6 protein-coding genes are annotated in these 6,236 nt (G+C 70.1%); 4 read left to right on the top strand and 2 right to left on the bottom strand.

What is annotated here, in order from left to right:
• Positions 1 to 604 (bottom strand): cupin domain-containing protein (locus DKT69_RS09845; protein ID WP_109801275.1); only part of this gene is annotated, 604 nt, incomplete at its 3' end.
• An 87-nt stretch (positions 605 to 691) separates the two neighbouring features.
• On the opposite strand from DKT69_RS09845, the gene DKT69_RS09840 reads away from it, so the two are divergent.
• From DKT69_RS09840 to DKT69_RS09830, 3 genes are all read left to right on the top strand, one after another.
• Positions 692 to 1,657: an SDR family NAD(P)-dependent oxidoreductase gene (locus tag DKT69_RS09840; protein ID WP_109801274.1), complete on the top strand. Its 966-nt coding sequence runs from the start codon at positions 692 to 694 to the stop codon at positions 1,655 to 1,657.
• A gap of 297 nt (positions 1,658 to 1,954) precedes the next feature.
• Positions 1,955 to 2,788 (top strand): helix-turn-helix transcriptional regulator, encoded by an 834-nt coding sequence (locus DKT69_RS09835; RefSeq protein WP_109801273.1) that lies wholly within the window; start codon positions 1,955 to 1,957, stop codon positions 2,786 to 2,788.
• Positions 2,789 to 3,239: 451 nt separating this feature from the next.
• Positions 3,240 to 4,781: a right-handed parallel beta-helix repeat-containing protein gene (locus DKT69_RS09830; protein ID WP_161557792.1), complete on the top strand. Its 1,542-nt coding sequence runs from the start codon at positions 3,240 to 3,242 to the stop codon at positions 4,779 to 4,781.
• 144 nt (positions 4,782 to 4,925) lie between these two features.
• Here DKT69_RS09830 and map read toward each other — a convergent pair whose 3' ends face one another.
• Complete coding sequence (gene map, locus DKT69_RS09825; protein WP_109801271.1) at positions 4,926 to 5,744, bottom strand: type I methionyl aminopeptidase; 819 nt, start codon at positions 5,742 to 5,744, stop codon at positions 4,926 to 4,928.
• A 76-nt stretch (positions 5,745 to 5,820) separates the two neighbouring features.
• Between map and DKT69_RS09820 the strand changes: the two genes are divergently transcribed.
• On the top strand, positions 5,821 to 6,114 hold the full coding sequence (locus tag DKT69_RS09820) for a helix-turn-helix domain-containing protein (RefSeq protein WP_109801270.1): 294 nt from the start codon (positions 5,821 to 5,823) through the stop codon (positions 6,112 to 6,114).
• The last annotated feature ends 122 nt before the right edge of the window (positions 6,115 to 6,236 follow it).

Below are 6,236 nucleotides of genomic sequence, written 5' to 3'. Positions count from 1 at the left end.
CGACGGTCGGATCGGCCAGCCCGGCCAGCCAGCCCGAGCTCCGGTCGGGATCGTGGGCGAGGTGCACGCGCAGAATCCGGATCAGCATGACCATCGCGAGGTGCTCGGCGACCACGGTGGCCCCCGTCGGTCGGCGCCCCAGCTCGGCGTCGATCTCGCCGACCGCCCAGCGCACGGTGGCGGCCTCGGGCGTGCCGGCCGGGACATGGAGGACCGGCGGCAGGCTGTCGAGCAGCAGCGCGCGGGCCCGCCCGGTGAAGGAGAACGCACCGCCGATGAGGAACACCTCGTCGCCATCGCCGGCGCGGGCCACGCCGTCGACGGCCGCCGCGAAGAGGGGATGCGCCGGTTCGGCCGGCACATTCAGGTCGCTGGCGAGAGTGAACGCGACGGGCCGGGTCAACAGGTAGCAGTCGCCCTCCGCAAGGTGGACGGGATCCGGCACGTCGTCCACTTCCAGCCAGCAGCTGCCCCGCCGGACGGCGTTGAACTTGAGCCCGGCGGGTGGCGGAAACCGGACCGCCCAACGCCCACCGGCGGACATAGCGGCGGACACGTGACCCGTCGCGTCGAGCAGGGACAGCACGTCCTCCAACGGGTCCACGGGCACCCCCTCCTCTGGACGTACGCTAAAGAGTGACGGAGTCCAGACTATAGGCAGTCCAGGTGGGGCGCTCGTAGCGTTGCCGGCATGACAGCCACCGCACGCCTGACCACCCCGTTCACCGCCCGCGCCACCGCCGCGGAGATTCTCGACGGCGTCGACCTCACCGGACGCCGGATGATCGTCACCGGCGGTGCCTCCGGCATCGGCGCCGAAACCGTCCGCGCCCTTGCGCGCGCGGGGGCGGAGGTGACGGTGGCCACCCGCGACCCTGACCGGGCCGCGGGGCTGGTCGAGGAGTTTGCCGGACCGGGCGCGGGCAGCGTCCGGGCGGCCGCGCTCGACCTGGCCGACCTCACCTCGGTCGACGCCTTCGTCGCCGGCTGGCAGGGCCCGCTGCACGCCCTGGTCGCCAACGCCGGGATCATGGCGGTCCCGGACCGGCGGCTGACCGCCGAGGGCTGGGAAATCCAGCTCGCCACCAACTACCTGGGCCATTTCGCGCTCGTCCGGGGCCTGCACGACAGGCTCCGGGCCGCCGGCTCGGCCCGGGTGGTGGTGGTCAGTTCCGGCGCCCAGCTGCGGGCCGGGGTCGACTTCGACGACCCGCAGTTCGCGAGACGCCCGTACGACCCGTGGACCGCGTACAGCCAGTCGAAGACCGCGGGCGTCCTGCTCGTCGTCGGCATCGCCCGACGGTGGGCCGCGGACGGGATCACCGCCAACGCCCTCGCCCCGGGGTACATCCACACGAACCTGCAACGGCACCTGGACGACGACACGATGCGCGCGTTCGGGGCGATGGACGAGGCGGGCAACCTCATCACGCCGTCGTACTACAAGAGCCCGGCGCAGGGTGCCGCGACCTCCGTGCTGTTGGCGGCGTCACCGCTGCTCGAGGGCGTGACCGGCCGGTACTTCGAGGACAACCAGGAGGCGGAGGTGGTACCGGGCGGCCCGGACCCCGCCGCGGGGGTGGCCGAGCACGCGGTGGACCCGGTCGCCGCCGACTGGCTCTGGGCCTACGCCGAGCAGGTCTTGACCTCCCGCTGAGCGTGCGGCGCGCGCCACCTCGCCTGCGGCGCCGTGCGCCCCCGCGTCAACGCCCGGGCCGGGTAACCCTCCGCCCGCTCCCTGCGGTAGCTGGCCCATTCGGCCCGGCTGACCCGCCGCTCGACCCGGCCCGGCTGAGCCAGGGACCGGCCGACCCTGGATCCGCCCCACCCGCCGCGGGACGGTGGGTGGGGCGGCGGAACACCGGCGCCGAGATCACCTGTTGTGAGGAGATGCGGGCGCCGCTTCCGGTGCCCACCGCACGCCGATCCACCGCCCGGTGGGAGGAGGAACGCCATGGACCGCGCCCAACTCGCCGGCTTCCTCCGCACCCGTCGCGAGGCGTTGCAGCCGGAGGACGTCGGGCTGCCCCGGGGCCGACGCCGGCGCACCGGAGGGCTGCGGCGGGAGGAGGTCGCGGCGCTCAGCGACATGTCCACCGACTACTACAGCCGGCTGGAGCAGCAGCGGGGCCCGCACCCCTCCGAGCAGCTGCTCGCCGCGTTGGCCCGCGGCCTGCGGCTCACCCTGGCCGAGCGTGACCACCTGTTCCAGCTCGCTGGCTACGCCGTCCCACACCGCGCCGTCCGGGCCGACCACGTCAACCCGGGGATGATGCGGATCCTCGACCGGCTCCAGGACACCCCGGCGCAGGTGGTGAACCACCTGGGCGAGACCCTGACGCAGACCGCGCCGGCGGTCGCCCTGCTCGGCGACGAGACCCGGTACAGCGGGCTGGCGCGCAGTCTGCACCACCGCTGGTTCACCGACCCGGTCGCACGGCTGCGGCACCCGGATGAAGACCACCCCATCCACAGCCGGCTCATCGCCGCGCACCTGCACGCCGCCTACGCCCGCGACGGCCGGGGGTCCCGCGCCGCGGCGATCGTGGACGCCCTGCTGGCCGCCAGCCCGGAGTTCGCGGAGCTGTGGCGGGAGCACCCTGTGCAGGGGGCGTACTGCCCGCCGAAACGCTTCCGGCACCCCGAGGTCGGCGACCTGGAACTGCACTGCCAGACCCTGGTGGACCCGGACGAGTCCCAGATGCTGCTGGTATTCACCGCCGCGCCCGGCTCGGAGAGCTACGAGAAGCTGCAACTACTTTCCGTCATCGGCGACCAGCGCGTCTGACCCGTGGTGGTGCGCTCCGACGGGTGGGTCCGGGCCGCGCCCGGCTCATCGGCTCCTGGACAGTCGTTCGTGCAGGCGGCACAGGGCCAGGAGTGCGGCGACTACGCCGAGCGTTGCGGCGCCCGCACCGGGACATCCACCGTGATCGTTTCCAAGGGGCGTACGTCGGGTTACGAGACGTCCCGCAGGTAGGCACCAAAGTGGCCTAAAGTACAGATAGGGGATGTTTGGGGCGGTGTGTCGGGTTGGGAGAGGGCGGTAGGAGTCCTTGATAGCTGGTACAAATGGGCAACAGAGTGAGGTTGATCTGCCGGCGGACCTGTCAGGGCCGCCAGCCACCCGGCGTTCACGTCGGCGAATCGTCGCGGTGCTGGTGCTGGCGCTGGCGGTGTTCCTCCCCATGCTTGCGCATGTTCTCGAGCTTAGGTCGAATCGGGTAGCCGCTCCACCCATGATCAACACGTACCATGTCAGCCCAACCGGGGACGATTCCCTCGACGGCTCGTCGCCCGCCACAGCATGGCGATCGCTGGACAAGGCCGCCGCCTTCGCCTTCAAGCCGGGAGACAAACTCCTACTCGAAGGGGGTGCGCACTTCCGTGGGAGCCTGACCTTCGGGCCCGGTGATGCGGGTGACGCGGCAAATCCGGTCGTCGTCGACACATACGGCGCCGGCCGTGCCACGATCGAGGCCGCCGGCGGCGCGGGGATCAGGGTGCACAACACAGCCGGCGTCGAGATTCGGGACCTGGTGATCGTCGGCGGCGGGGCGGACAACAAGACCACCGGCGGGATCGAGCTTTACTCCGACCTGACCGACGGCCGGAAACTCGACCACGTGGACATTTCCGGGGTCGAGGTGAGCGGATTCAAGAACGGAATACAGATCGGAGCTGGCCCGAATTCTACCGGCTTTCGTGGCGTACGGATCCGTGCTGCCAACCTGCACGGCAACACGGAGAATGGGCTGATCAGCTTCGGACCTCGCTTCGACGCCGCGGCGCCGCGCTATGCCCACGAAGACGTCGTCGTGTCGGATGTCGAGGTGCACCACAATGCGGGAGACCCGACCAATCACTTTAGCCACACGGGAAGCGGAATCGCGCTCGGAAGTGTGCGAGGCGGGCGCATCGAGCGGTCCAGCGCGCACGACAATGGGAGGTCGGCCGCGGCGCCCGAAGGGCCGGTCGGCATTTGGACCTGGGATTCGACCGCCGTGGTCATGGAGCGCAACGTCTCATTCCGCAACCACACGGCCGGCCAGAAGGACGGCGGTGGCTTCGACATGGACCAGAACGTGTCCTCGTCAGTCCTGCAGTACAACCTGTCCTACGACAACGACGGCGCCGGGTACCTGCTCTACAGCGGCCAACTCAATGCCGCGCACACCGGCAACATCGTCCGTTTCAACATAAGTATCAACGACGCCCGCAAGCTGCCGGAGTACGCGGGTATCCATCTGGCCGGGTCGGTTAACAACGCCGAGGTCTACCACAACACCGTGGTGATGGAGGCGGAGGGCTGGGCCCCCGCGGCCATCCGCTTGCAGAATTTCTTTCGTGGCTTGTCCAACGTCGTCCTGCGCAACAACCTGATTGTCTCGGGCGGGACCAACCTGGTGATCGCCGATGACTTCTCGACGGCCGATGTCTTGTTGCAGGGCAACAACTTCTTCGCCGAATCGGGAACCTGGGCCGTTTCGTGGGCCGGCGCGTCCTATGCCAATATGGGAGATTGGCGCGCGGCTACCGGGCAGGAACGCCTCGGGGCGAAGGTCGGCGGATCGAGCGCAGACCCGCGTTTCGTGACGGCCGATCGCTCCGGCTCCCCGGCCCAACGGGCGCAAGCGCTCACGCCGCGCCGTGATTCGCCACTGGCCGGCCGCGCCCTCAACCTCCGGTCGCGTTTCAATGTCGATCCGGGACCGGTGGATTTCCTGGGTCGGCCGCTCGTCGGGGCCGGCACCGTCGGGGCCATCCAGCCCGCCGCCTAGTTCTAGTGCTCCAGAAGGAGATCCGTTTTGACCTGCTGTGGCGGTGTGGCGGTGGGCTGAGGCGTGCGGCTGGGACTTGCTCAGGAAGCTGCGGCAGGCCCCTCCCTGGAACGCCCTGAGTCACGTCCTAAGGCGGGCAGTGGGTCAGGAGGCTGTGGCGGACTTTTTGGTGGGGTCGGCCGAGGTGGCGCCGTGAGTGGGGCGGCGGGTCAGGACCTGGGGGCCGGAAGCCGTGATGGCGACTGTGTGTTCGGAGTGGGCGGTGCGGGAGCCGTCGGCGGAGCGGATCGTCCAGCCGTCGTTGTCGAACTTGATTTTGTCGGTGGAGCGGCAGAACCAGGGCTCGATGGCGATGGTGAGGCCGGGGTCGAGTTTCATGCCGCGGCGGGCGCGGCCGTTGTTGGGGACGTGCGGGGCCTCGTGCATGGTGCGGCCGATGCCGTGGCCGCCGAACTCGGCGTTGACGCCGTAGCCGTAGGAGTAAGCGACCTCGCCGATCGCGGCGGAGATGTCGCCGAGGCGGCCGCCGGGCTGGGCGGCGGTGATGCCGGCCTCCAGTGCGACCTCGGTGGCCTCGATCAGCTTCAGGTCGGCCGGGTCGGGGGTGCCGACGATGACGGAGAGCGCGGAGTCGGCGACCCAGCCGTCGATGCCGGCCGCCATGTCGATGCTGAGCAGGTCACCGTCCCGCAAAACATAGTCGTGCGGCAGGCCGTGCAGCACCGCGTCGTTGACCGACAGGCACAGCACGTTGCGGAACGGGCCGCGGCCGAACGAAGGGGCGTAGTCCCAGTAGCAGGATTCGGCACCACGTTCCTTGATCCGGCGGCGGGCGTGGTGTTCGAGGTCTATCAGGTTGACGCCGACTGCGGCGACACCGCTCAGCTCGGCGAGCAGCTCGCCGACGAACTGGCCGGTCACCGCCATCCGGCCGATCTCCTCGGCGGACTTGAGCTCGATCACGACAGCCTCCCTCTCCGTATGCGGTATTTTTATACCACGCCAGGTCGGGGCTGCTCCGGAGGGATATCCTGCTGGCATGGTTCGCCAACCACTCACCGCCGAACAGATCGCAGCGGGCCAGCGCCTCGGAGCCGCCCTCCGGGCCGCGCGGGCCGGCCGCAGCCTCGTCGAGGTGGCCCTGGCAGCCGGCATCTCCCCCGAGACGCTGCGCAAGATCGAGGCGGGCCGCCTTCCCGCACCCGCGTTCGGCACTGTGGTCTGCCTCAGCCACGCCCTCGACGTCCCCCTCAGCGACCTGGCCGACGTCTGGCTGGCCGACATGCCCATCCGCCAGGCGTCCGGGAGGCCAGCCGCCCAAGTACTCCAGTAGGAGATCCGTTTCAGGGTTCCGTGAGGGCTTGCCGAGGTAATGGCTGTCTTGGCGGCAGCGTGATGCCTGCGTCGGAAGAGGGACCAGGCGATGACGTCGGCGGCCCGCCGTGCCGGGTCGAT

The organism is Micromonospora sicca, assembly GCF_003172935.1.
GTDB classification, from domain to species: Bacteria; Actinomycetota; Actinomycetes; order Mycobacteriales; family Micromonosporaceae; genus Micromonospora; species Micromonospora sicca.
Note: the sequence above shows the minus strand (reverse complement) of the source record. Positions and strands in the feature narration are given on the sequence as shown.

Bases quoted from the DNA above. Each gene is read 5' to 3' on its own strand.
- DKT69_RS09840 (WP_109801274.1), top strand. From the start codon at position 692: ATGACAGCCACCGCACGCCTGACCACCCCGTTCACCGCCCGCGCCACC.
- DKT69_RS09835 (WP_109801273.1), top strand. From the start codon at position 1,955: ATGGACCGCGCCCAACTCGCCGGCTTCCTCCGCACCCGTCGCGAGGCG.
- DKT69_RS09830 (WP_161557792.1), top strand. From the start codon at position 3,240: ATGATCAACACGTACCATGTCAGCCCAACCGGGGACGATTCCCTCGAC.
- DKT69_RS09820 (WP_109801270.1), top strand. From the start codon at position 5,821: ATGGTTCGCCAACCACTCACCGCCGAACAGATCGCAGCGGGCCAGCGC.